The organism is Rufibacter ruber (genome assembly GCF_001647275.1).
Taxonomy (GTDB): domain Bacteria; phylum Bacteroidota; class Bacteroidia; order Cytophagales; family Hymenobacteraceae; genus Nibribacter; species Nibribacter ruber_C.
Window position 1 is genome coordinate 33,980 of record NZ_LRMM01000025.1, and the last position, 22,573, is coordinate 56,552.

23 protein-coding genes are annotated in these 22,573 nt (G+C 50.4%); 22 read left to right on the forward strand and 1 reads right to left on the reverse strand.

The features are described 5' to 3' along the window. Positions 1 to 70 precede the first annotated feature (70 nt). The 17 genes from A8O25_RS11450 to A8O25_RS11535 all read left to right on the forward strand — a co-directional run bounded on the left by A8O25_RS11450 (position 71) and on the right by A8O25_RS11535 (position 17,194). Positions 71 to 640 carry a hypothetical protein gene (locus tag A8O25_RS11450; RefSeq protein ID WP_066834907.1) on the forward strand — a complete coding sequence of 190 codons (570 nt, stop codon included), beginning with the start codon at positions 71 to 73 and terminating at the stop codon, positions 638 to 640. Positions 641 to 653: 13 nt separating this feature from the next. After that, the gene (locus A8O25_RS11455; RefSeq protein ID WP_066834909.1) at positions 654 to 2,489 is read left to right on the forward strand and encodes a hypothetical protein; all 1,836 of its coding nucleotides are present in this window, start codon (positions 654 to 656) and stop codon (positions 2,487 to 2,489) included. Positions 2,490 to 2,506: 17 nt separating this feature from the next. Then, the gene (locus A8O25_RS11460; protein WP_066834911.1) at positions 2,507 to 2,905 is read left to right on the forward strand and encodes a hypothetical protein; all 399 of its coding nucleotides are present in this window, start codon (positions 2,507 to 2,509) and stop codon (positions 2,903 to 2,905) included. Then, positions 2,906 to 5,272 (forward strand): hypothetical protein, encoded by a 2,367-nt coding sequence (locus tag A8O25_RS11465; RefSeq protein WP_066834913.1) that lies wholly within the window; start codon positions 2,906 to 2,908, stop codon positions 5,270 to 5,272. Positions 5,273 to 5,341: 69 nt separating this feature from the next. After that, entirely contained in the window at positions 5,342 to 8,119 is a 2,778-nt protein-coding gene (locus A8O25_RS11470) for a hypothetical protein (RefSeq protein ID WP_066834915.1), read from the forward strand. A gap of 17 nt (positions 8,120 to 8,136) precedes the next feature. Further along, on the forward strand, positions 8,137 to 8,736 hold the full coding sequence (locus A8O25_RS11475; protein WP_066834917.1) for an XkdF-like putative serine protease domain-containing protein: 600 nt from the start codon (positions 8,137 to 8,139) through the stop codon (positions 8,734 to 8,736). Positions 8,737 to 8,800: 64 nt separating this feature from the next. Continuing rightward, positions 8,801 to 9,268, forward strand: a complete 468-nt coding sequence (locus tag A8O25_RS11480) for a hypothetical protein (protein WP_066834919.1) — start codon at positions 8,801 to 8,803, stop codon at positions 9,266 to 9,268. Positions 9,269 to 9,283: 15 nt separating this feature from the next. Next, positions 9,284 to 10,153 carry a hypothetical protein gene (locus A8O25_RS11485; RefSeq protein WP_066834921.1) on the forward strand — a complete coding sequence of 290 codons (870 nt, stop codon included), beginning with the start codon at positions 9,284 to 9,286 and terminating at the stop codon, positions 10,151 to 10,153. Positions 10,154 to 10,277: 124 nt separating this feature from the next. Next, positions 10,278 to 10,727: a hypothetical protein gene (locus tag A8O25_RS11490; RefSeq protein ID WP_153042709.1), complete on the forward strand. Its 450-nt coding sequence runs from the start codon at positions 10,278 to 10,280 to the stop codon at positions 10,725 to 10,727. Positions 10,728 to 10,850: 123 nt separating this feature from the next. Then, on the forward strand, positions 10,851 to 11,090 hold the full coding sequence (locus A8O25_RS11495; protein WP_153042710.1) for a hypothetical protein: 240 nt from the start codon (positions 10,851 to 10,853) through the stop codon (positions 11,088 to 11,090). A 62-nt stretch (positions 11,091 to 11,152) separates the two neighbouring features. After that, a complete protein-coding gene (locus tag A8O25_RS11500) occupies positions 11,153 to 11,941 on the forward strand; it encodes a hypothetical protein (protein ID WP_153042711.1) in 789 nt (262 codons plus the stop codon). A gap of 19 nt (positions 11,942 to 11,960) precedes the next feature. Further along, on the forward strand, positions 11,961 to 13,277 hold the full coding sequence (locus A8O25_RS11505; RefSeq protein ID WP_066834929.1) for a phage portal family protein: 1,317 nt from the start codon (positions 11,961 to 11,963) through the stop codon (positions 13,275 to 13,277). Beyond that, the gene (locus tag A8O25_RS11510) at positions 13,240 to 13,731 is read left to right on the forward strand and encodes a hypothetical protein (protein ID WP_153042712.1); all 492 of its coding nucleotides are present in this window, start codon (positions 13,240 to 13,242) and stop codon (positions 13,729 to 13,731) included. The genes A8O25_RS11505 and A8O25_RS11510 overlap by 38 nt, the downstream gene beginning before the upstream one ends. A gap of 19 nt (positions 13,732 to 13,750) precedes the next feature. Continuing rightward, positions 13,751 to 14,251 carry a DUF6712 family protein gene (locus tag A8O25_RS11515; RefSeq protein WP_066834933.1) on the forward strand — a complete coding sequence of 167 codons (501 nt, stop codon included), beginning with the start codon at positions 13,751 to 13,753 and terminating at the stop codon, positions 14,249 to 14,251. A 3-nt stretch (positions 14,252 to 14,254) separates the two neighbouring features. Next, a complete protein-coding gene (locus A8O25_RS11520) occupies positions 14,255 to 14,512 on the forward strand; it encodes a hypothetical protein (protein ID WP_066834935.1) in 258 nt (85 codons plus the stop codon). A gap of 168 nt (positions 14,513 to 14,680) precedes the next feature. Beyond that, a complete protein-coding gene (locus A8O25_RS11530; RefSeq protein ID WP_066834940.1) occupies positions 14,681 to 16,807 on the forward strand; it encodes a hypothetical protein in 2,127 nt (708 codons plus the stop codon). A gap of 18 nt (positions 16,808 to 16,825) precedes the next feature. After that, on the forward strand, positions 16,826 to 17,194 hold the full coding sequence (locus A8O25_RS11535) for a hypothetical protein (RefSeq protein ID WP_066834942.1): 369 nt from the start codon (positions 16,826 to 16,828) through the stop codon (positions 17,192 to 17,194). Between the two features lie 119 nt (positions 17,195 to 17,313). Here the strand turns inward: A8O25_RS11535 and A8O25_RS11540 are convergent, their stop codons facing one another. After that, on the reverse strand, positions 17,314 to 17,721 hold the full coding sequence (locus A8O25_RS11540; protein WP_066834944.1) for a DUF5675 family protein: 408 nt from the start codon (positions 17,719 to 17,721) through the stop codon (positions 17,314 to 17,316). Between the two features lie 396 nt (positions 17,722 to 18,117). On the opposite strand from A8O25_RS11540, the gene A8O25_RS11545 reads away from it, so the two are divergent. The 5 genes from A8O25_RS11545 to A8O25_RS11565 all read left to right on the forward strand — a co-directional run bounded on the left by A8O25_RS11545 (position 18,118) and on the right by A8O25_RS11565 (position 22,514). Further along, positions 18,118 to 18,393, forward strand: a complete 276-nt coding sequence (locus tag A8O25_RS11545; RefSeq protein WP_153042713.1) for a hypothetical protein — start codon at positions 18,118 to 18,120, stop codon at positions 18,391 to 18,393. 225 nt (positions 18,394 to 18,618) lie between these two features. Then, positions 18,619 to 18,852, forward strand: coding sequence for a hypothetical protein (locus A8O25_RS11550; protein ID WP_066834957.1), 234 nt, complete (start codon positions 18,619 to 18,621; stop codon positions 18,850 to 18,852). Continuing rightward, on the forward strand, positions 18,852 to 20,549 hold the full coding sequence (locus tag A8O25_RS11555) for a hypothetical protein (protein ID WP_066834964.1): 1,698 nt from the start codon (positions 18,852 to 18,854) through the stop codon (positions 20,547 to 20,549). The genes A8O25_RS11550 and A8O25_RS11555 overlap by 1 nt, the downstream gene beginning before the upstream one ends. 1 nt (position 20,550) lies before the next feature. Then, complete coding sequence (locus A8O25_RS11560; RefSeq protein ID WP_066834966.1) at positions 20,551 to 21,258, forward strand: exodeoxyribonuclease X C-terminal domain-containing protein; 708 nt, start codon at positions 20,551 to 20,553, stop codon at positions 21,256 to 21,258. Continuing rightward, entirely contained in the window at positions 21,186 to 22,514 is a 1,329-nt protein-coding gene (locus A8O25_RS11565; protein WP_153042714.1) for a hypothetical protein, read from the forward strand. The genes A8O25_RS11560 and A8O25_RS11565 overlap by 73 nt, the downstream gene beginning before the upstream one ends. Positions 22,515 to 22,573 lie beyond the last annotated feature (59 nt).

The following is a 22,573-nucleotide window of genomic DNA, read 5'->3' on the forward strand; positions in this document are numbered from 1 at the left end:
ATCTGGTGTGTGGGCTTATCTGGTGGTTCTGCTGTCAAATACCTGTCTGGCCCTGACATATATAAGGGTGATGGCAACGAAGTTCAGCAGGATTAAGAAGGTGACCAGAGGCAAAGGCCAAGGTGGCGTATTCACAGCCGAGCAGCTGGAGAAAGAACTGAATGAACCACTGGCAGAAGCCGCCAGAATGATTAAGGAATACATCATCGCGGAAGCTGAGAAAGGCGGCAGGCACAAGTTCAGGAAAGACGGCTCCAGCAGTTTCGTCACCAGGACAGAGGTGGAATTCACTACCGATGGGGTACGCATAGACCTCCCAGAACAAGCCCAATACCTGGAGACTGGCAGAAGACCATTCGCGAAGAAAGTGCCCATACAGGCGCTCATAAAGTGGCTTAAACGCTACCGTATCGGGGGCAGGGACCAGAAGACAGGCAGGTTCAGGAAGGTGTCCAGCAAGTCCATAAACGACGCTGCCTGGGCAATACAGCAGAGCATCTTCAGGAACGGCATAAAGGCAAGGCCATTCATTCAGGCGTCTTTGGAATACGCCGAGAAACTAATCTCAGAGGTGATAGAGGAGCAGCTGATTCCTGACATACTGAGCATCGTTGACTTCCACTTCAACGACAAGAAATAGCACTAACCACACATTGGCCTTAACACTTACCAGGCAGCCTAATTTCATCCAGGCGGCATACAACAAGATAGAGTTCGGCTTCAGCAAGTCAGATTACCAGGTGGGAGACCGAGCCTTCTGCGAAATCTACAGGATAGCGTCGCACAACATCACCGAGACCCAGCCTGCCAGCGGAGGCCAGCTTCTCACCACTCTTTCCATAGGCGGCAAAGGCGATGGCACCTACGTCTTTGACGTCAGCTCTGTTTTGCAGTACGCGTTCGCTGACTACGCCCTGCCTGACCCGAACTTGGCTTTCCAGAGAGATACTTCCGCTTACGTTGGCTACTATGTGAAAGCAGGTGTCCTGACGTTCAACGGCACCCTACAGGTGAAGACGGTTGAGTACACCTCAAGCGTAAAGTTTGCCCTCAGAACGGCGCTTGACCTGGAAGGAACTGAGAACTTGGAAGACTATCTGGCTGACTACACAGCACCTGTGAACTATCTCACAAACCAGCCAAACGGCAGCGACATACGCCTTGACCAGAGAGGCTTGCTCAGTGTTCTGGTGCTGAATGACCGCTACGGCATAGACAAGGAGCTCAACCTGGTGGCCAGCAAGTTTTACAAAGACGGTTCTTCTGTACTGAATACGGTTGTGACCACCGGCCCTGTGACCGAGGGTGGTATCTACACTTTCAGCGTAGCGCCTTCTTTGATTGAACCTGACGCAGCAAAAAGGGCTCAGCTGAAACGGTACGAAGTCTACATCGACTACACCAACAGCGGTTCCAAAAATTACTACGACGAAGGCTATGCCATCGGCCAGACGGCAGGCTCCACCAAATCCTACAGCCTGCCAGCCTGTACGGTGGAAATGACAGCCGCAGACTGCTCTGATTACCAGACCGGCTACAGTGATGGTTACGCAGATACGGTAATCCATTATGACCAGGGCTACAGCGAAGGTCTGGCTGACTCTACTGGTGGCACACCGCAAGACAATTCCTGCGGAGTCAGAACAGGCATCAACTGCTCTGCCTACCAGAACGGTTACTCAGCAGGCTACGCCGAGGGCGAGCACAGGAAACAATTCTACCAGGACGGTTACAATGAAGGATTCGCTGACGGAGGCAACAACCAAGCATCCAACAACGCTTGTCCAAACGGAACAACGACTGAACAATGCGCAGCATACCAGCAAGGCTACAGCGAAGGCTACCCAGACGGCAAGGCAGTCTATGACGATGGCTACGCTACCGGCCAGTCAGACGCACAGAATGCGGTGGCCAAGAAAACAGCCGCACCAAGTTACTATACCGGAGCATCTGCCACCTACTGGCTGAATGGTTACAATGCAGGCTACGCCACTGTCAACACAGTCAATATGACGCTGTACTCAGAGCAGGACAACGGCAATTTCTACGACTTCACACTGGAGTTCACCGCATCCAAGGCTTCCAGCAGCTTCTATGACATCCATTACACCATCTCGCCAACGCACACCGGGAACCAGTCTGTCTCAATGACTGCCAACGGTACAAGCAGGAGAATGGGCTACAGTATGGGCAAATCAGAATTCGAGCAGATGCTGACAATTACCCTGCAGAACTCACAGTTCGGTGACTATGTGAAAGGCTCAAATACCGTTGTCACCGTCACCATACCGGCGCTTGATGAGATACCCAGAGACTGGTACCAAGAAGGCTACAGCGAAGGCTACCAAGATGCAATCAACGGTTCACCTTACCACCCTAACCCGCCACTAGATGAATTGATGTCGATAGAAGACAATGACGCATACAACGCCGGTTACAACGCAGGCTGGCAGAACGGCGGCGGCATAGGTGGTCCAGGGGGCATCTAAAACAGCGCAAACAAAAGATGAAGATAACCAACACCAAGACATACAATGTAGCTGAGTCTCTGCCCAATCCGGTGGAGATTCAGTTCATGAACCTGAAGGGCAGCTTTGACATAGTGCAGTTCACTAGGTACAAAGACTCAGAGCTGAAATTCAAGGCTAACCTGTTCGGTGCATTTGGCGCTGACCGGGTGTCTTCCGTCAGTTCTTCCAGGACCGAGACCTACTACTCCACCTATCTGGACGAGGCGACATACCATTGGCTTGTAAATGACTTGCTGCACAGCCCTGTGGTACGCATAAACGGGCGCTACGTCAGGATTTCTGACCAGTCTGTGAAGTACGACAACCTACAGAAGCTATACACCATCGAGCTCACCGTATCCCCCGAGTTCGAGAAAAACCACATCAGCCTTTAAGTGAAAAGACTAGAGATATACATCAACGGAAAGTACGCCCAGATTTCAGAGGACCTGAAAGTGACGCTCGACAAGATTGTGAGCGAGTTCAGGAACCCCCTCAAGAAAACGGGTGCCCGTTCATATACCATCAAGTTCCCGATTACACAGGTAAACAAAGCTATTTTCGACTTCCAGAACGAACGCCAGGCCATCGGCAAGTTCAAAGCCAGCTACAGGTGCGAGGTGGTTGTGGACGGCGTTACGGTCATTCTGGGAGAGTTCATCATGAACAAAGTCAGCCGTACCGGGTTTGAGGGTTTCGTTGTGGCCAACTCCGGCGGCAGACTGGTGGACATTCTGAACGCAGAAAAGAAACTGGTGGATATTAAGTCTTTCACACCTCTTGCATTTGAAGGTGACAAAACTGTCTGGGAATACCTGGACAAGGACTTGGTTGGCGAGGAGTCAGAGATAGCTTTCACTTACCTTGTGGACTCTTTCGCCAGAATCAAAAACCTGTTGGGCGGTACGGTGAACGGTACATATTACCCGTTCTTCTACGAGGATTTCGGCCTTAGCCATTTCGGCAAAGCAATATTCAAAAACATCTTCGCAGACGCTGGTTACACTCTGGAAGGCTCTGTTCTGGACCGCGAGGAGTTCAGGAGAATGATCCTGCTTTTCAGCGGCAGCTCCAGACCTTATAACTACGCTGCGCTGAACCTGATGTCAACCAAAACTGCCTACGGTTACTACAACCAGGCATCAGTTTTTGAGGGCAGCGACTACAAGCTCTACAGCATAGAGCCTACCGGTTATGCAGTGTACAATGCCGAGAAAAGCGGTGACCTGTCATTCAGCCTGGGTAACGACGGAGTTTACACCTGCAAGTACACCGGCAGCTACACCTTTGATATTCAGACCCAGACGTATGCCCACAACGCGACTAACGGCGGCAGCACCAAGATAGAGACCAAACAGCACCTGCTTTTCAGAGAGATAACAGACAGCCAGTACACTGAAGGACCTAATGGCACACCGCCGCTTGATTACTCCTCTTTCAGTTTCTATGGGCTTACAGACTACGCCACTCTGAACACTTCTCTCAATACTACACTGTCTGTTTCAAACAATGAGCACCTGAACAGAACACAGTTCACCGCTTATCTGGAAGAGGGCAAGCAATACCAGGCGCAGGTATACGTAGCGGTACGGAATGATATTCACCCAGAGGGCCTGATGTTGATTGCCAACAGCGACAACAGCTGGTTCAAGATTACAGCATTGGACGGACCTACCACTCTGGACCCTGCTAAGTTCCTTCCTGAAATGACGCAGCTTGAGTTTGTGCAGGCGGTTTTCAAGCTTTTCAACCTCTACTACGACATAGACGAGAATGCAGGCAAGGTGATTCTCTACACCAGGGACGAGTGGTTCGCGCTGAACAGAAACAACATTCTGGACCTGAGCGCAACCATGAACCTTGACGAGTTCGAGGAGACACCGCTGAGCGACAAAGACATTGCCGACACCTACTTCAAGTGGGCTTCTGATGAATCTGATCACATACTCACCTACACCGACTACATGGACAGGGTGAATGCTACTGTAGAAGGTGACGTCTACGAGCTACCGTTTGCACCGTTGGCTTTCCTGAAGATACCAATTGCAAGGTGGGACGGCGACATCATTCCAGCTGAGACTGGCTTTGACCTGGTGCCTGCCGCCATACCGGCCACAGAGGTTGTTGACGCTTCTATCCTGAACGATTTCGAGGCAAGGTCTGAGTTCAACTACAAGCCGAAGCTGGCGCTTTACTACGGCGCTGGCTACCTTAAACCAGGCACCCACACATCGGCATCTGGGGAAAACACCTACGCGCAGAACGTCTACTACATCAAGTTCCCAAGAACCCCAAATTTGCCCGGAGGTTTCCCGGTAGACCAGTACTTTATGAACAATGGCAAGCACATACCTAAGCTTGCTTTCTTCAATATGAGGGAGCAGCCGGGATATGAAATTGAATTGCTGCCAGCCACCAGGGAGTTCAGGCTGAACCCAAGCACAACGGGCAACATCTACACCGAAAACGACACCGGTATGTTGGTCTCGCTGGCCAAAATTGACGAGCTGGACTCCGAGTCTCTTAGCATGGAGGGCAGCAAGTCTCTCTTTCTGGAACTCTACTCGAACGACCTTCTGGTGACGAACTGGTCCAACTACTCAGAAGGCCCATTCAAGGTGAACCCTGTCCTGTACGAGCAGCTGAACGGAAGGAACATTATAAGTGTAGACAACGAGCTATACCTACTGGAGAGCATCAAGAACTACGAAGTCTCCAGCAACGTCGCCAGAATCAAGCTCTACAAGCTGGTGACCCAATAAATAGGTCTCTCCCAGAGACATATATAAGGGCAGGAGGCGGTAAAAATCGCCTCCTGCCCTCATTTCTAAATGGCCACAAAGACCCACAAACTCAACATTGATGGCATAGACAAATCCATCCAGGAGGTAGTTAATCTAAAAGAGCAGCTGACCAAGCTGGAGGCAGAATTTGCCGGTGCCAAGCAAGGCACAAAACACTTCCAGGACCTACAGAAGAAAATAGCCGAGACTTCCACTGAGCTGGAGAAGGCCCAGAAGAACGTTGACGAACTGAACAGCTCCAAACTGGACAAGCTGAAGGGCGTAGCGTCCAGCCTGAAAGACGGCATCGGCAGTATGACTGCTTCCCTTGGCGAAGCTGTTGACTCCACAGAAGTTCTTACAGCGGCCACTCAGAAGCTTGGTATCGAGAACGCTTACCTGACCAAAGCCATAGAGATGTTCGGCAGCAAGGGAGCCAAATCAATGGGCATTCTGAAGGCTGCATTCGCTTCTACCGGTATTGGCCTTCTTGTAATCGCCTTTGGTGCGCTGGTTTCCTACTTCACAAAGTCAACGGAAGGCAGCGCGAAAATGGCCAAGGGAATGGCATACCTGGAAGGCGTCACCAATCTGGTAATAGATGGCCTTGTCTCCCTCGGCAAGTGGATTGTCACAGCGGTAGGCAACATCGACAAGCTTGGCGGTACTTTCAAGAAAGTGGGCGACGACATTTCAGGTTACTTCAAGAAAGTAGCGGAATCCCCCAAGATTCTACTGGACGACATCATCAACTACTTCAAGGGCAAGTTTGTCATTCTGACCCAAATCTGGGACGCTGTAAAGGGCGGCGACTTCAAGGAAGCAGGTAACAAGGTAATAGAGCTCTACACCGGAGTAGAAGGCGCCATTGACAAAGCAGGTGCCGCCGTTTCCGCGCTGGGAAAGAAAATTGAGGAAGCAGGCAACAAAGGTGTCGCCATTCTCAAGCTAAAGAAAGCCTACGAAGAGGCAGACGCCGCAGCTGTAAAGCAGAGACAGACACTCCAGAACATCATAGAGGCAAACCAGCAGATAGCTGACTCAGACCTCAAATCACTGGCGGAAAGAAAGAAGGCGGCAGAAGCTGCCATGAACGCTAGACGACAGCAGCTCGCCTTGGAAAACAATGTACTGAAGGCGCAGCTCACCTACGTTTCGGCACAGAACGCCATTGACGCAAGAGGTGCAAAGTCCATTGAAATGCGCAAGCAGGAGTCTGAGCTTCAGGCCCAGATTAATGCAAACAACGCCGAGGCCAGTCGCCTGAAGCTGGAGTCAGACGAGAAAATCTACGCGGCGGCAAAAGAGAACGCGGATCGGGTAAAAGACACTTTAGAAAATGAGTATGAGGCCGCCAAACAGAAGCTCGAAATACAGCTGGCCGAAGCGGTTTCCAGAGAGGAGGCGCTTGCCATCCAGAGGGCAATCCTGGACGAGCAGCTTAAATACAACAGCGAGGCGGTAAAAGCCTACGAAACACTTGCCAATACTTCAGATAAAGCGGCTGCATTGCTGACGCTTAAAAACGAACTGATTGCGGCAGAGAACGAGTATAACGCAGCGGTAAAAGCAACCAACCAGGAATACGACAAACGCCTTGTAGACGCAGGTGTGCGTAGCAGCGTCGCTGACCTGGAGGCATTCAAGCTAAAGGCTGCTGAGGCAGGCTTCAGAAACCAGTTCGGTCTTCAGAAGGACTACCTGCAGATGGCCAAAACTGCAGACGAAAAGAATTTGGCTGACTGGTACGAAAGGGAGAAAGCCGTCAAGGGCATACTTCCGGAGGAACTGGCCGCACTGCACAAGGAGTACGCCAACAAGAAAGTCGCCATAGACCTGGACTACGCCAACCAGACCAAGGCCATAGACGACGCAATCCAGGCTAAGAAGGAAGCTGACCACCAGAAAGACATAGAGCGCCGGGAACAGATGATGGCCCAGGCGATGGAGACCTATTCTACCATCTCAAGCACCATTCAGAGCATTTCCGACTCCGTCACCGATGCCGCAATCAGTGCCTTTGATGCAAGGATGTCAGAACTCGACAGCTTCATACAGGAGGTGCAGGGCAGGCTCAGTGAGATAGACAGCCAATCGTCTGAAGTGAGGTCCAACATAGATGCCCTGGAGAACGAGCTTCTTACTGCCAAAGGCACAGCAAGGGAAAGAATAATCCAGCAGCTGGAGCAGGAACGCAAGAAAGAGAAGCAGCTTGCGCAAGAACGTAAGGTCGAAGACAACCGCATCAAGAAGGCCGAGCAGGACAAGCTCAAGATCGAGAAACAGAAAGAGGAGACCCTGAAGGAACAGGCCCAGCTATCTGCTGCACTTGCCGCAGTCCAAGCCGTTATGGTCGGCACCAAAGCAGCTCTTACCATTTTTGAAATAGCTGATAAAGGTTTTAGCGGCTGGGACAACATCGCCTTGGCCATCGCTGCCACAGCCACTTTGGTAGGAGCAATCGCCACTGTGAAGAACGCTGCCAAGGGGTTTGCTGACGGCGGTTACACTGGTGACGGCGGCAAGTACGAGGTGGCCGGTGTGGTACACAAGGGCGAGTACGTCATTCCGCAGGAGATCGTCAAGAAGAACGGCGCACTGATTAACAACCTGGAAGCGCAACGCCTGAGAGGGTACGCTGACGGCGGTATGGTAGGTGCGAACCTTGCACAGGAAATCAACCCAAATGCTGGCCTTGAAATGAAACTGGACGCGCTGAACTCAATGCTCCAGGCAAATCTGGAGAAACCGATTACGGTAGGTGTGGACGAAATCTCGAAAGCCCAGACCAGAGTCCAGGTGATGGACGCAGCGGCTTACGCCTAAAAAATACCAACTCAGAAATGAACAAAGACTTACCAGTTTACAGATTTGATGTAGACGACCTAGATGACACTAAGGGAATACAACTTATTTCTGTTGTAGACCGCCCGGCCATAGAAGTTGATTTCGTCAAGCTGGCGAAAGAAGACTACTCTGTTAAGCTGGCATCAGATAAGGCAAAGCAGTATGCCACTGGGCCAATCCTTATTCCAGAAAAGCTTGTCTACCGCAGAATTAAGGAAACAGGGTTTGAATACTACATGACATTCGGCAGGGATGAAATCGAGAGAATCCGCAACAAGTTTATGCGTCAGGGCGAGACCAAACACAGCAACCTGGACCACTCTGCGCATGATGAAATTGAGGGTATCTTGATTGAATCTTGGATTGTTGAAGACCCCGCCATAGACAAGTCAGCAGCACTAGGTTTCAAAGGTATTGTACCTGGCACCCTATTCGCCACCTACCACTTCCCAGACCCTAAAGTATGGGCAGAAGTTGAATCTCGCAACGGCTTCAGTCTTGAAGGCAAATTCGTTCTCGCAGACATCAAACTGGAAACCCAGAAAGACCAGGCAGAGGACATTCTGAATGACCTTGTGGATTTGCTTGACCTCTAGCACACCACAAATGAGATGAAACCAAGTTGCGACATATATAAGGGTAATAATCGAAACCCCTAATATGACCAACGAAAACGAGAAGAAAGAAAAGGCCCGCAACGCCTTCGACAGACTTATCAATTGGGCCTTTAGTTCGGATAAACCTGCTGCGGAAGCCAAGCTAGCCGAGGAAGAGGAAGAAGAGAAAAAAGATTCTCCCTCAACCGAGGACAAGCCAGCCGAAGAACAGCCAGAAGCTACACCAGAAGAGACCCCTGCCGCTGACCCTGAGAAGGAAAAAGAGGAGGAGGAACTGGCCGAGGAAAACGAGATTGATACTTTGAAAGCCTCAATCGCTGGACTTAAGGAACAAGTAGCCGCAATTCAGTCACAGCTTGATTCTGCCAACGCAGAGAAAGCAGAGCTAAGCGCGAAACTGGCCAAGATAGAAGCAGAGCCAGCCGACTCAAAAGTAACCCTTAGCGCACAGGCATCAGACCTATCCCCAGCGCAAAAAAGACTAGCAGCCCTAAAAGCTAGCCAAAAATAGTGCCCCTAAACACTAATGACTTACACCCCTAAAGTTTATGCCGGTGAACATTTCTCTGAAATCTTCTCTGAAATCCTTTTCGCGAACAACACCATCGCGAAGAGCTATGTGCGCTTGCTTGACAACGTAAAGGCGCAAACTACCATCACATCTCTTGGCGGTTCTGTTACGATCCAAGACTACAAGGTAAATGCTACCGCAGCTGACAGCCAAGGCGCAATCAACTTCGCTGACGCGACTGTGACGCCAATCAAGAAGATGGTCCTTAAGACCTTCAACTTCGAGGACGTTCGTTTCTCTCGCTTCAGCAAGGATATGCCCGCTGGTGCCGCTAAGCTTGAGTCTAACGAGTACCTGTCTGCCGTTCTTGGCCTGATGGAGCCTAAAATCTCTCTGGCAATGGAGAACGACTTCTGGGCTAAAATCAAAACCATCTTGCAGGGAGATGCCGATGTGACAGAGGTTGCCGCTGCAACTCTTTCGGTAGCCAACCTGAAAGACGAGTTGAACAAGGTATACGATGCCATCGACGGTGAATTGCTTGAATCCGGTGACGTTGTCATCTACGCTGACCGTTCTGTGAAGAAACTGGTTCGTCAGGCTAACCTTGCAGCAACTTACAGAGACTTCATCGTTACTGGCGAGGACGCCGACTACTTCCTGGACGTTAAAATCGTTTACGTTCCGCTTGGTGTCAATACTATGGCAGCTGGACGTCCTAGCGACTTCATCTGGGCGACTGACCTTATCTCTGATATGGGTTCCATCCAGGTTGACAAGGTGAACAACACCGGAGACGAGATGTTCATCAAGTCTGTGTTCACTATGGACGCAGCCGTTTGTGTTCCGTCTCAAAAAGTAATCTACGCTGCGCCAGTAGTCTAATTACTGAAACAATTTAAGTGAGGGAGTTAACGCTCCCTCTCTCTAAAAATAACAACCGCACAAAATGCCATATTTGAACTCAACCTTCGGCAGCGCAGCTACTTCTCAGTTCTCGCTTCCAAGTGTGCTTCGAGTTGCTCTGATTGAAAAAGCCAAAATCACAAGCGTAACAGGTGGAGGTAATGCAGGAACTGACGTTACTGCCATCACCCTGGAAACTGGTGCGCTTTTCCATGAGATTGTCTTTGTAAAGAAGTCAGCTTCCTACACCAACGAGCTAAACGCTAAGCACATCGCCCAGACTCTTACCTTCAAGGTGGAGAACGAAAACAACGTAAAAGCGCACTCTGTGATTCTTGGAATGGAGTACGTTGCATTGGTTCAGAAGCCCAACGGCAAGTGGATAATGCTTGGCCAGACCAACGGCTTAAAGTGCTCTGCCTTCACAGACAACTCTGCCGACGAAGACGGTGCCCAGAACTTCACCCTGTCTGGTGAGAACCTTGGCAACGCCCCTGTAGTGACCGCTGATGTAACCGCATTAATCAACACTACTGACGCTCCAGCAGTCTAACCCTTCCAAAAACAGTCTTTTTTACCCTTGCCGCATCCTGTGGCAAGGGTTTTTTATTGCCAAATAAATCCAGGGCCGCGACATATATAAGGGTGAATGATAACACTAACGAACGGCCAACCGATGCGCGTACTTCTTTACAAGACGCATTCGCCCAAGATTGAGGCGGGCCAGAAAATCATACTCAGGAACACCATCTCGGAGCGGGAGCTAGAGCTTTCATTCGAGGCTGAGGAGTTCCACAACTCATACATACTGACTGTAGAATCGGCTGACCTGTCCAAGCTTCTGGGCGGTTGCACACTCACTGTCACTGACGCCGAAGGCGCCACAATCTACACCGAACAAGCCACCGTCCAGTAATGATAAACAGCTTCACAAACAATACATACTTCAGCTTGACTGGCTGCCGAAAGCTGTTCCTTGTGGAAGCAGATAAGGTCACTGATTACGCTTTTGTAGACAATCAGGTGGACGCACTCACAATGACAGGCAACTTCGGCATGTGGGACAGGCTGGAGGCGCTTGCTTTCTCTGTCAAGTCTGAGACCTCAAAGGCCGGCACAGTCTATTCGGTAGAGGTGAGCTTCAGAGTTCCTGCGCTGAAAACCGACACAGGCAGGCAGATAAAGGAACTGGTTAAGAACGACACCACTGCTATCATAGAGGACCGCAACGGACGCTTCTGGCTGCTTGGCTACAAACAGGGCCTTTCAGCAAGTTATGACGCCGGTACGGAAGACGGCGCCTACAACGTAAAGCTGGTCACCAAACAGCTGAATGAAGTGGAAGAGGTCTCTTACAGGCTAATGACTACTCTTACGTTGAACCCGGAACTCGACAGCACTACCCCGCAGCCTTCTTACTCAAACCCTCCAATTGGCCACACACCAGACACTGGAGGCAATACAGGTGGGGGAAACTCATCATCAAGAAATGTTTACAAGGTGGTTACCGTAGTGGCCAATAACTCACAGGTGACTAATGACCTGCATTTCATTAAGGTACCTGAACCATACACTGTGCTGCTCCCTATTGCACCGGTAGAAGGCCAGTCACACTACTTCAAGGCCACATTCGATGCCAGCATTTCGCCAGTCATTCTGGAGTCCGGTTCTTATCTGATAGACGGTGAGTCAGACTTCCAAATCAACTCTGACCTTGGCTCTGTGCAGCTGGTATTCCAAGGCGGCGCATGGTCGGTAATCGCCTAAAAAAATCCTCAACAATGATTTGAAAAAGAGAATAAATAAGACACCAGCGACAGCACCCGCCAAAGCTTCGCCCAGCGTCTTCAACGTACAGCTGGCCGAGGTGAAGATGCCTACGGTGAACCTGACCAACCTAAGGTATAGCACCAATGCCTGGGTGAACTACGGCGACAACAACTTCTGGCCGGACTTCCTGATTAAGCTGGTGCCGTTCTCTACGGTGCACCAGAGCTTTGTCAACAAACGCGCCGAACTGATACTCTCGGAAGGCCTCAGCTACTCAGACGACATCGCGCCTTTCCTGGAGAACATCAACCAAGAAGGTCAGTCTGCCGACGACTTGCTGGAGCTGGTGGCAAACGACCTTTCAGTCCTGGAGACGTTCGCTGTTGTGGTACGCTACAACAAGCTGAAGAACAAAATCGTCGCAGTGGACTACCTGGACTCCTCAAAGGTACGGGTAGACAAGAACCTGGACGAGTTAGGGAATGTGCAGGGATATTGGGCTAGTGCAGACTGGACGAATACTACTATAAATACGCCAGTTTACTACGAACGCTTCAATCCGAACAATATAAACCAGACTACCCAGATTTTCTTCTACCACAAGAGAGCACTCGGCAACCCGTTCTACCCGCTTGTAAGTTACGCCAGCGCATTGACTTACATAATGATGGCAAATGAAGTAGGCAAGTTCGCTCTGAATGATGTGTTGAACGGTTTCTTCGGGTCTGCTTTACTGAATGTGAATGCGCCTATGACCGAAGACCAGAAGGCTGAGTTTATCACCAAAACCACAAAAGCATTCACCGGAGCTGAGAACGCATCAAAATTAATGGTGACCGTTACCGAGGATGCGGAAGCAATCACACTTACACCACTTAACGCAACAGACAACGCTGATAAAGTTGTGACCCGAAGAGAGGTAAATGTATCTGAGATTTCAACTGCGCACAGAGGCAACCCGATAGTCGCAGGTGTTACGCCAGACGGTAGCCAGCTAGGCAGCGACGGCAAGCTCTACAGAGACTCCCTCGAGATTTACTACAACACAGTGATACGCCAGCTCCAGAAGCCTTTTATCAATTTCATGGAACGGGTGCTGGACTTCAACGGATACACAGACTATGAGCTAGAAATTACCAGCTCTGCGCTCATGACGAACTCAGAGGTGCCAGCCTGGAAGATGGACTTCCTTAAGCCTGAGGTTTGGCTGTCCGAGCATGGCTACAGCAAGGAAGACATTCTTGACTCACACATCGACGAAAACGGCGATGTAGAAGACCCAGAGGAGACCGAAGATGTACCAGAAGCTACAGAACCAAATCCAGAAATATAACTCGATGACGGAGCCCGAAATGGCCCGTTTTGAGCTTGCTGCGATAGATGACTTCTACTTCTGGAGCAGAAAGACCTGGGTGCGATTCGTCTTCATCTACGCCAACAACGAGGAAAACAAAAGGCTCGGCAGGTCTGGGCAGGAAAGCGGCACCAGGTACGGCACCAGGAACATTGACCTGATACCCACCAGCAAGAAGCCAAAAAGAAGAAACACTTCCACCAGGACCATCAGGTACTTTGACACCGGAAGGAGTTCGCCGGGCAGCAAGAACAAAGCAATCCGGGACGCTTCCGGCCGCTACACCAAGAACGTAGGCCAGGCAATCAACGGTAACTGGCGCAGCTTCAGACCGGGGCTGGTTGTAATAGTGACCGGCATCTGGAGTTTCGAGAGAGGAAAGTTCGTTTCGGACTTCGCCGATTTCAACATAAAAGACCAGTCGTCTGGCTAAAAAACACCCTTAACACTAAATGTATTTAATCGATGAGGCATACCTGAAAAGCCGGGTAAACATCGCAGTAAAGGACTCAACGGTACTGAAGATTTCTTTCCAGAACGTCACCGACTTCTACCTACAGGAGCTGCTTTCCATCCCGCTGTACGACCTGCTTCTGGACCATACCCAGAACGACACCGCCATCACACCAAAACAGACTGAACTGCTTGCCAAGGTAAAAGCCTACTTCGCGCTGATGGTGCACTACGACCTAATCTTCAACCTTTTCGAGGTCAACAACAAAGGCAACAAGGTAGAAGCAGACGCTCCATCTGTGGAACTCATGAAGATGCAGCGTTCAGAAGTGCTCTCCAAGGCCGAGCAGATGAAGTCCTACATTGAGCGTTTCCTGAATGACAACAGAGGAGACTTCCCTCAGTACTTCTCAAACGAACAGCCAGACGCGCCAAAGCCCACCTCCGGGGTTTCGCCCATTGTCTTTCTGGACGAGCCTAAAATTTGGATAGGAGGCTAAGCAATGACCATTGAAATGAGCACCGTTCTGACAATAGTGGGCTATCTGGCGACCGCCATAGGCGCACTTATTACCTGGAACATCAAAGTCACCAAACTAGAAAGCCGCATTGAGTCAAACGAAAAGAACATCGACAAGCTTTACATACAGGAAATCGAGCGAAACAAAGAGATGAAGGAAGTCAAAGACCTTCTACAGCAGGTGCTGCTAAAACTGACGGAACTGGAGACCTACCAGAAAATCAAGAATGAAACTAAGTAATGTATACAAAGGCTGGAAGAGCTCGCTAGTAGCCACTGTGTTGTTGGTGGGCATTGGCTGGGCGGTAGCATACGACAAGCTTAGCGGTGAGCTGGCTTTGGGCATACTTCCTGTGATTCTGGGCCTGTACGGGTTCAACAAGGAAGAAAAAAGGCGAGTAATGAATAAGTGAAGCAAACCAAGATAAAACTCAATAACAAGAACGTAACGAGTGAACCGGGTGATAAGCTGAATGTGAATTCGGACGTAAACTTTACAGGCGAACTGACCAAAAACGGCAAAGCTATAGGCGGCGGAGGTATTGATTCTGTGGATAGCCTTTCGCAGCTTTATGACACCCTCACTTCGGAAAAAGCAGAAGGGTTGCAGCGCTATGTGAAAAAAAATACCACTGACGGCGCAAACTCAGGACGCCTCTACCGACTTAAGCCGCTGGAGGACTGTTTTGTCCGAGTGGACGGCGTAGACTATCCGGCAACTGTTGAAAATTGGGGGACTGAAATCGCACATTACGTAGTCCAGCTTGGTGAAGGGTACCTGAAGGGCACAGAACTTGGCGGTACACAGAGCCACAGCTACATTCCGTTCTGGGACCTTGAATTCGCACAGAGTTCCACATACGCCCCAGGAGCCAGCATTCCCGTTACAATCGATTTTAAAAGCTCATTCACCTACCTGTCGTCTGAGCCAGGTGTGGCCAAGGCATTCCAAGCAAACATACTCACCAACGTAAAAAGGACGTTGCCTGTGCGCGTTAGCATCGACAGTAAGAATCCGGAAGACACTCTGACTGGTTTCTTGGCATCTTCCGGCATTACCCAGGCAACTGTGGACGGTGTTGAAAAGGCGGTTAGGGTGGACCAGACGGGTAGATCGTTCGTTGGCGGTGTCAGGAACGAGATAGAACTGAGGCAGATCAAAACCGACCACTTCGAGGTAAGGATAGAGCCTAGGAACGGTAACCTGGACACAGGAGGTTCTTCGGCCGTTGTCGTCAATGCCACCTACGCAGAACTCGCTGCCCTGGTCTCAGAAGGCCTGCTGAAGGTCGGAAGCTACTACTACCTTACGGACCACCGCACAAAGCATAATATTCCCTACACAACGGTCATAAACGAAGGCCCGACAGAAGGTCTTTTGCTTCTGGCAACAGGAGGAAACCGTTTCGCGCTTCAGGCATACTCCCTTAATCACCAGACCGACATCATCTATTTTGATTTCTTCGACAATCTGTGTGAGGACGGAGTGACACCCAGAACCGGAAAGATAATCTACCGCAAGGACACCAAGCACAGCATAGAACTCTACTACGACTGGAGGAACGTCAAATTCAGGCGCTGGAGGATTTCGGCCCCAGCCTATGACCCGGCCACAACCTATGCCAGGAACAGCATAGTGATGTACAACAATGTGCTGTACATCTGCTGCCTGTCAGGCACTGTCGGCATCACACCCTCTAATGCGGCGGCAAACCATAACTGGTGCCAGGCTTGGAACCCTGCCAGCACAACCCAGGCCACACCTTATGTAGCGATGTCGCCAACCCCTAACCTTTGCGGCTATCCTGTCACAGCCGTCCTGGACGACTACAGGGACTTCTACACATTCAACCGGCTTACGGACGGCCAGGGCAACAGCGAATTCTTCATCGACCCTGCCTATGTGTTCAATATAAGCATCGGCCTCAATGCCCAGGACTTCAGCCTTTACAACAATATAGTCTTTATTGTGCCTTTCACCGCTTCAACGCCCCAGCCAATTTACGACATCAAGATTGGCAACAGCTGCTTCAATATGACCTTCCTTAACCGGGCTGTTGAAATCTACCTGAAGGACCACTGCAATGACAACGTTTGGAAGGGAACCTGCGCCCAGCTGCACACCGGCAACTGGTTCCGGTTCAACGTATTCAATGCTAATGGGGAACAATCCACCATTACGGACGACTTCAAGAACAACCTGTTTGTGGGGAACTTCCGGTGGAACATCTCGCTTGGGCATGCCTCTGCCAACGGCAACATCTGCAAGGGAGTCTTCCAGGCCAACCACAACAGCCAAAGCCTTTCAAGCAATGTTTTCCACAGCACAGTGCAGTACTGCTGCTTTGTGAGAATGCTAAGCAACACCTTCAAGGGCCAGCTGGGTGAGGTCAGGACAATGGTGCAGATTGCCAACAAGACCATCAACAGCCCCTACACCAATGTCAATGTGCTTCATGAACACAAGCCCAGCGGCAAGGTATTCTACACAACTGTAGACATCAACGGAGTGACCACTGTGTCAGAGTTGGTATAAAAAATGAACTCGATTTCTATGGACAACCACCAATACATAATAAATGATGCAGAATTTGACCTGACGATAGGCAAAGGTGTAACTCAACTCGTTACCGGCCACCAGAATGGGCTGAGGAAGATATTTAAGCTACTGATGTTTAACGCGAACGAACCGGACAGGAACATCACCGTCAGGTTCCGTTGCTACCTTGTTCCGGAAGGCAACATCAACGATGTGCTGGCCGAAAGCACTGTGGAGTTCACCCTGTCTGAGGACGACTACGACTTTTTTGAGGACAACATCGGGATTCCGATTGTCAAGAAGTCGATACTGAACGGACTGCTTGACTACCACTTCGGGGTACCGAAATACTTTGATGAAGCACCCAGCCTACCTGCCACATAAATCAGAAAATGCCAACCTTTATTAGAGGTTGGCATTTCTCGTTTAGGACTCCGGCATCGAGTCCGGGCTTTCTGTAAGTTGTTTTACTTGGGTGGCAGGTCCTGATTTGGTGGTGGAGCCTATTTCACAATCTGGAGGCAGAATTCGTCTGGTAGCAACGCCAAGAGTTTCTTCATCGTCGCCTTGCTGTTGGTGACATCTTTGTACTGGTCGCCGTTGATGTCAGTCAGGCCGCTGCCCACCAGTACGCAGCCCAATATGTCTGTGTGGTAGTTGCCCAGGTGGATCAGGATGTAGCTGCGGTTCGGTACGTCCAAGATGTGGAAGTGCTGGCCGTACTTGGCGCTGGTCCTCTTCTTTACTGTGTACTCCCCTGCCGGTATGCAGGAGACTCTGGGTTCGTTGTTTCTGTCTGCCAGCTCCAAGGTGTGGCAGCTGTACACCTCCTTGCCTGTGGCGTCTTTTACTGTCAGCGTTCCTGTTGTTTGTTTGTCGCTGTAAACTTTCCTTTTGATTTCTACTTGCATTTACTAACCGCCGATTTTCGCTTTTGCGCGTCCATCGGCGGTTTTATATATGTGCCATTTCCAGGCTGTTTGAGGGGTTTTTAGCTAAAAAATCTAGACAAAAGTTTTTAAACACATAGACAATAGTTTTCAAATAAACAATACCTGAACAGCCAAAAAGTAAAACTTAACAATTTCTTAACATTGGAAATTCGTTTTCCGCTTCTGCGCCCCCATACCTTTGCAGAAGAAATCCAAACACCGATTTCAGCAAACATATTTAACAGGACGTTACAAAACCCCTGATAGGAAGAGTACGGCCATTTTTTTCTCTAGCCGCAAAGCGCTTTGCTGGCTAAGCAGGAGAGGTACGTCTTGCTAAAACACAATTTTTGTTTCACACCTAAAACTATCTTTATGCACACCGAAAAAGAAACCCAGGAGCCAGACCCGTTCGAGGGCATGACACCAGAGCAGAGAGCCGCGGCAATCGAGTGGGAGAAACAGCAGCCTGACTACCAATGTCCAATAATAGAATCGATGGTAGAAACCGCCAAAGAACTTCAGCGCGGCCAAATCACACAGGAGGAGGCAGACAAGGAACTGGCCAAGCTCTGGGAGCTGTACGACCAGGAATACAAAGAAAGGCCCAGCAGAACAGAACAGGAACCACCAGGAGAATTACCGTTATAATACATAGGGTAATGTCGCTCATCGTTCCTTAAACCAGACAAGAACCAGAAACCAGAAACCACCCCAACCAATCAGGTCACATATACTATAGGGTAATGTCGCTCATCGTTCCCCGTTCTCCTGTTTGCCGCGTTGACCCAATCTTAAAATAGTTACAGTTTATCTCAGACTTCTGCCAAGGGAGGGTGATATAAGTGATATATACTATAAATCAACGCACAAACAATGACACAGAACAAAGAACCCAGGCAGAAGATGGTGGCTGTAAAGCCAGAGGTACACCAAGAACTTAGAATGCTACAACTTGAGCTCAGCTACGGATTGGAGCTTCCGTTCTCGCTCAACGACATAGTGAAGATGCTTCTGATTTCGGGTGTGGACCTGAACAAGGTAAGCGGCTACTATGCCAAAGAGAAGGCTGCGCAAGCAACAAAAATCGATGAAGAGGAAGCCAAGTAATGCCAAGAGCTGGATATGTACCTAGAGCAAAGAGAGTAGCCGAACTGGAGAAAGCGGGAAAGCTCCCGGTGTGCAAGCTGCCAAAGGCACTCACCCCAGAGGTGATTGCCGCGGCCTTGCCTAAAACGCTGAAGCTGGAGACGGCAATGCACCTGGTGAGCTTCATCGCCAAGGAGCACCGAGTACGCAGAAGCAGGCTCTACAACAACGACCGGGACGCAGCCAACTTCGAGCAGCTTGGCTTTGTCTCCATCCACTCTGACAAGATTAAGTCCCAGGTGGTGTCAAGGTACCCGGCCTACATAGCGGCTCTAAAAGAAGCTGGCATCATTGAGGTGTTCGACTTCAAGGAGACCGAGGTGGGCAGGAGCGTTGAGGCGCACAAGAAGATTAAGGAGGCAGAGTTCCTGGAACACCTGGCTTCTCTGACCGAAGACGAGCGCAGGCAGTTTGACGCGCCAGCCAAGAAGGCAAGAGGAACGGCAGGCAGCGGCTCGTACCAGCCTGACAAGTTCAGCAAGCCATACAAAATATGCGACAGATGGAACGCGATGAACTATGAAGAATACCAGCAGTACAGAACAGTCTTCTACACCAACGAAGAGACAATCCTGAAGGTCCTGGAACCGAAGACCGAGAAGGAGATAAAGCTAATCAAGAAGTCCCGCGAGAAGCTGGTGGACATGGCCGAGGCGATTGTCCAGGCCTGCGACACAGACCGCACCCACCGGATAGTGGAAGGCTGGCTCAACACTCACCTCGGCCTGATGAAGACCAACAAGAAGCTGGACTACTTCACCCTGCAAGGCCAGGCGCCACAGGTAGCTGTGATGTACCTGGAGGACTTGAAAGAAGAGTTCTGGTTCAACGACTACGAGGCCAAGGGCGGCAGGAAGTACACCCCGCTTTCCAACATGGACAGGAACCTGAGGCCCTTCTTCAGAATCAACGGCGCATTGCCTTGGACTATTGACATCAAGAACAGCCAGTTCTTTATGCTGAGCCAGGTAGCCAGACACCCAGCGCAGGCAAAGAAGATGCTGCTTGATACGCCAGAGGAGTTCTATGAAGACTTCTGCAACGCCATTGACCAGCTGGCTGCGCTTTACGCAACCGACCGGGACACAAAGAACTTCCTGGACGCGGCAGCCGAGGGCAGGGTCTACGAGTACGTAGCCGCTTCTCTGGGGATAACAAGGGACAAGGCAAAGAAGCTGTTGCTGGGCGTCGTCTTCAGCGGCCAGCTGAACTACCTGAAGACGAAAGAGAAGCTGTCTGCGGTGGCCGGTGAACTGATTACGCTGGTAGGAAAGCTGAACGACCCAGACAACGCGATGGCCCCGGCCTTTGACGAAGACCAGTTCAGAATCAAGGGCAGCAAGCTTCAGCTCAACCGCCTGAAGAAAGGAAAGCCCAACACCCTGGCCAAGCTGCTACAGCACTTCGAGTCGGTGATGTTCATTGACAAGGCGGCAGTGATAGCGGTAATCAAGTCCGTCAACAAGTACGACTTCGAGACCATACATGACAGCTTCCACTGCCACCCGGACGATGTGGAGGCCCTGCAGGTGATGCTGGAACAGGTGTTCGTACTGGGCGGTTTTGACAAGCCTACTGTAGAGTCGCACCAGCTCAGCGAGGAGTACCCGGCAAAGGCCTTCGCTGAGAAATTCAAGAAGAAAAAACAGAGAAACTAAGATGGAATCAAATGCCATAGAGACCCAAGAAACGACGGAATGCCCCGACCACCACAAGGACTTCTGCTGGTGCTTCAAGAACGCAACCGCAAACTGGCGCAAAGAGAGACGCGACCGGTCTGTTGCCGCAATCACAAAGATGCTGGACACCCACAAGGTGAACTACGAGGAGTCCAATGTGCCAAACGTTGTGCTGGTCAAAGCAGACGGCCTGCCCGACATTTTCCTGTCGCTTGTGAAGGAGGACAGCTCGGCGCCATACAAGATAAGAGAAGTCGGCACCAACGACTGGACCACCATCAAGAGGCCCGACTTCATCCACCTGTACGGCGGTAGGAAAAAGAAAGCCAAGGCCCCGGAGAAAGTGCGGATAGGCTTCGGCAAGTACGCCGGCAAAAATGTGGGCGAGGTCCTGGAAGAGAACCCGCTGTACCTGCTGTGGGCACTTAGAAGCGGCTACTGCACATTGCCACTAACCGAAGCCATTAACGCGGCCCTGAGCAAGCCCGAGAACGCTGCCAAGGTAGAAGCTGCCGCGGCAGAGGAAGATGCGGCAGAGGTGCACTTAATGCCATTTGGCAAGTACCGGGGGCAGCCGCTCAAGGATGTGTTCGTCAAAGACCCAGGCTACTTTGAGTGGCTAATGACAAAAGAGATAACGCGACCGCTGCGCAGGAGCATCGAGAATTACTTACCCGCCAGCGAATAAAGATTTTTGTTTTTAATCCCAGTAAAAGCCCGCTGCCCTGTGGCGGGCCTTTCTTCACCCATCGCATCACTTCATTTTTTTTTTTAACCTTTACTTATTTCAACACAATGCCAAGTACATACAAAGTTATCAACGAAGACCAGTCACCGCTTACACCAGAGCAGATTGCCGAACTTATGGAAGGTGTCGCGGGGGCTGTCAAGGTTTTCTCCGAAGAGTCCAGAGAGAGATTGACCAAGCTAAACAATCTTACCGTCAGCGAGACTGAAGACCTTTACGGCAAAAGCTTTGATGATTTGCTGCAACAGATAGAAGAGTCCATAAACCGTTTGCCGCAAGGCTTGGTAATTTACCGGGCCGAAATTGCGGACGATTTAGGTCGCATAGCAACAAACATACTTTTGGACAGGCAGCACTATGAAGAAACCAAAGACCCAAGAAGCGCCCCTGGAACATACCCAGTACAATGGCCAAATGAGTGGGTTAGGTTATACATCGCAGACGAACATTTTGCGTTACTCAAGGTACTAACCACACACCGGGTAGCTGAGCAAGACAGCAAAAGATGGCTTGATTTAAACTTCACTGTAGGGCTGGAATGGGAAGGAAAACACATTAACTTAAGCGACACCCTACGAGGATACCCCTACAGCAAGAGCGCCCGAAAAACAGTAAACGACGCTTTCCGGGCCCACCATACCGACTACACCGAGCAGGCTAAGGCATTGGCGACTGAAGGCAAATCTTTCTTCGAGCTGTACACTTTCTCATCAGTAAGAGAAGCATTAGCTTCCAATGTGTTTATCGGTAGACAGAATTACGCGACGAGTGATGTAGTAGTAGCCAAAGAGCCATTTGAATTTGATGAGTCGCTAGCACATCGCTTTTGGGATGTAATCTGTTTAACCAACCAGAAGTTGCTACAGGTCAAGCGACAGCCCGACGCCAAATTGGAAGGTATGGTTAAGATACTTGACTACACAGATGTTGAGGAGGTGTTTTTTCCGGGAGAGCCCTTAACGGTGTTCCCAAACTCCTTCTATGGAAAGCTGAGCAGGCTGCACTTTACCGGTGCTAAGCTGTTCGCGCCGGGAACCGAGTCAGAAGAGTGCAACGGCAACCTGAAGCTGTCGTACCAGAGCCTGAACAAGAAGCACAAGGACAAGCACATACAGGCAGACTGCTACCTTTTCTTCGTCGAGGGCGTCCAGTACATCAAGGTAAACGACCTCTACGCGACCGAAAAGGCCATTTAACCCCAATTTCTAGGCCTTCGCAAAACGAATCAATATTTCTCTTATACTCGCACAGGACC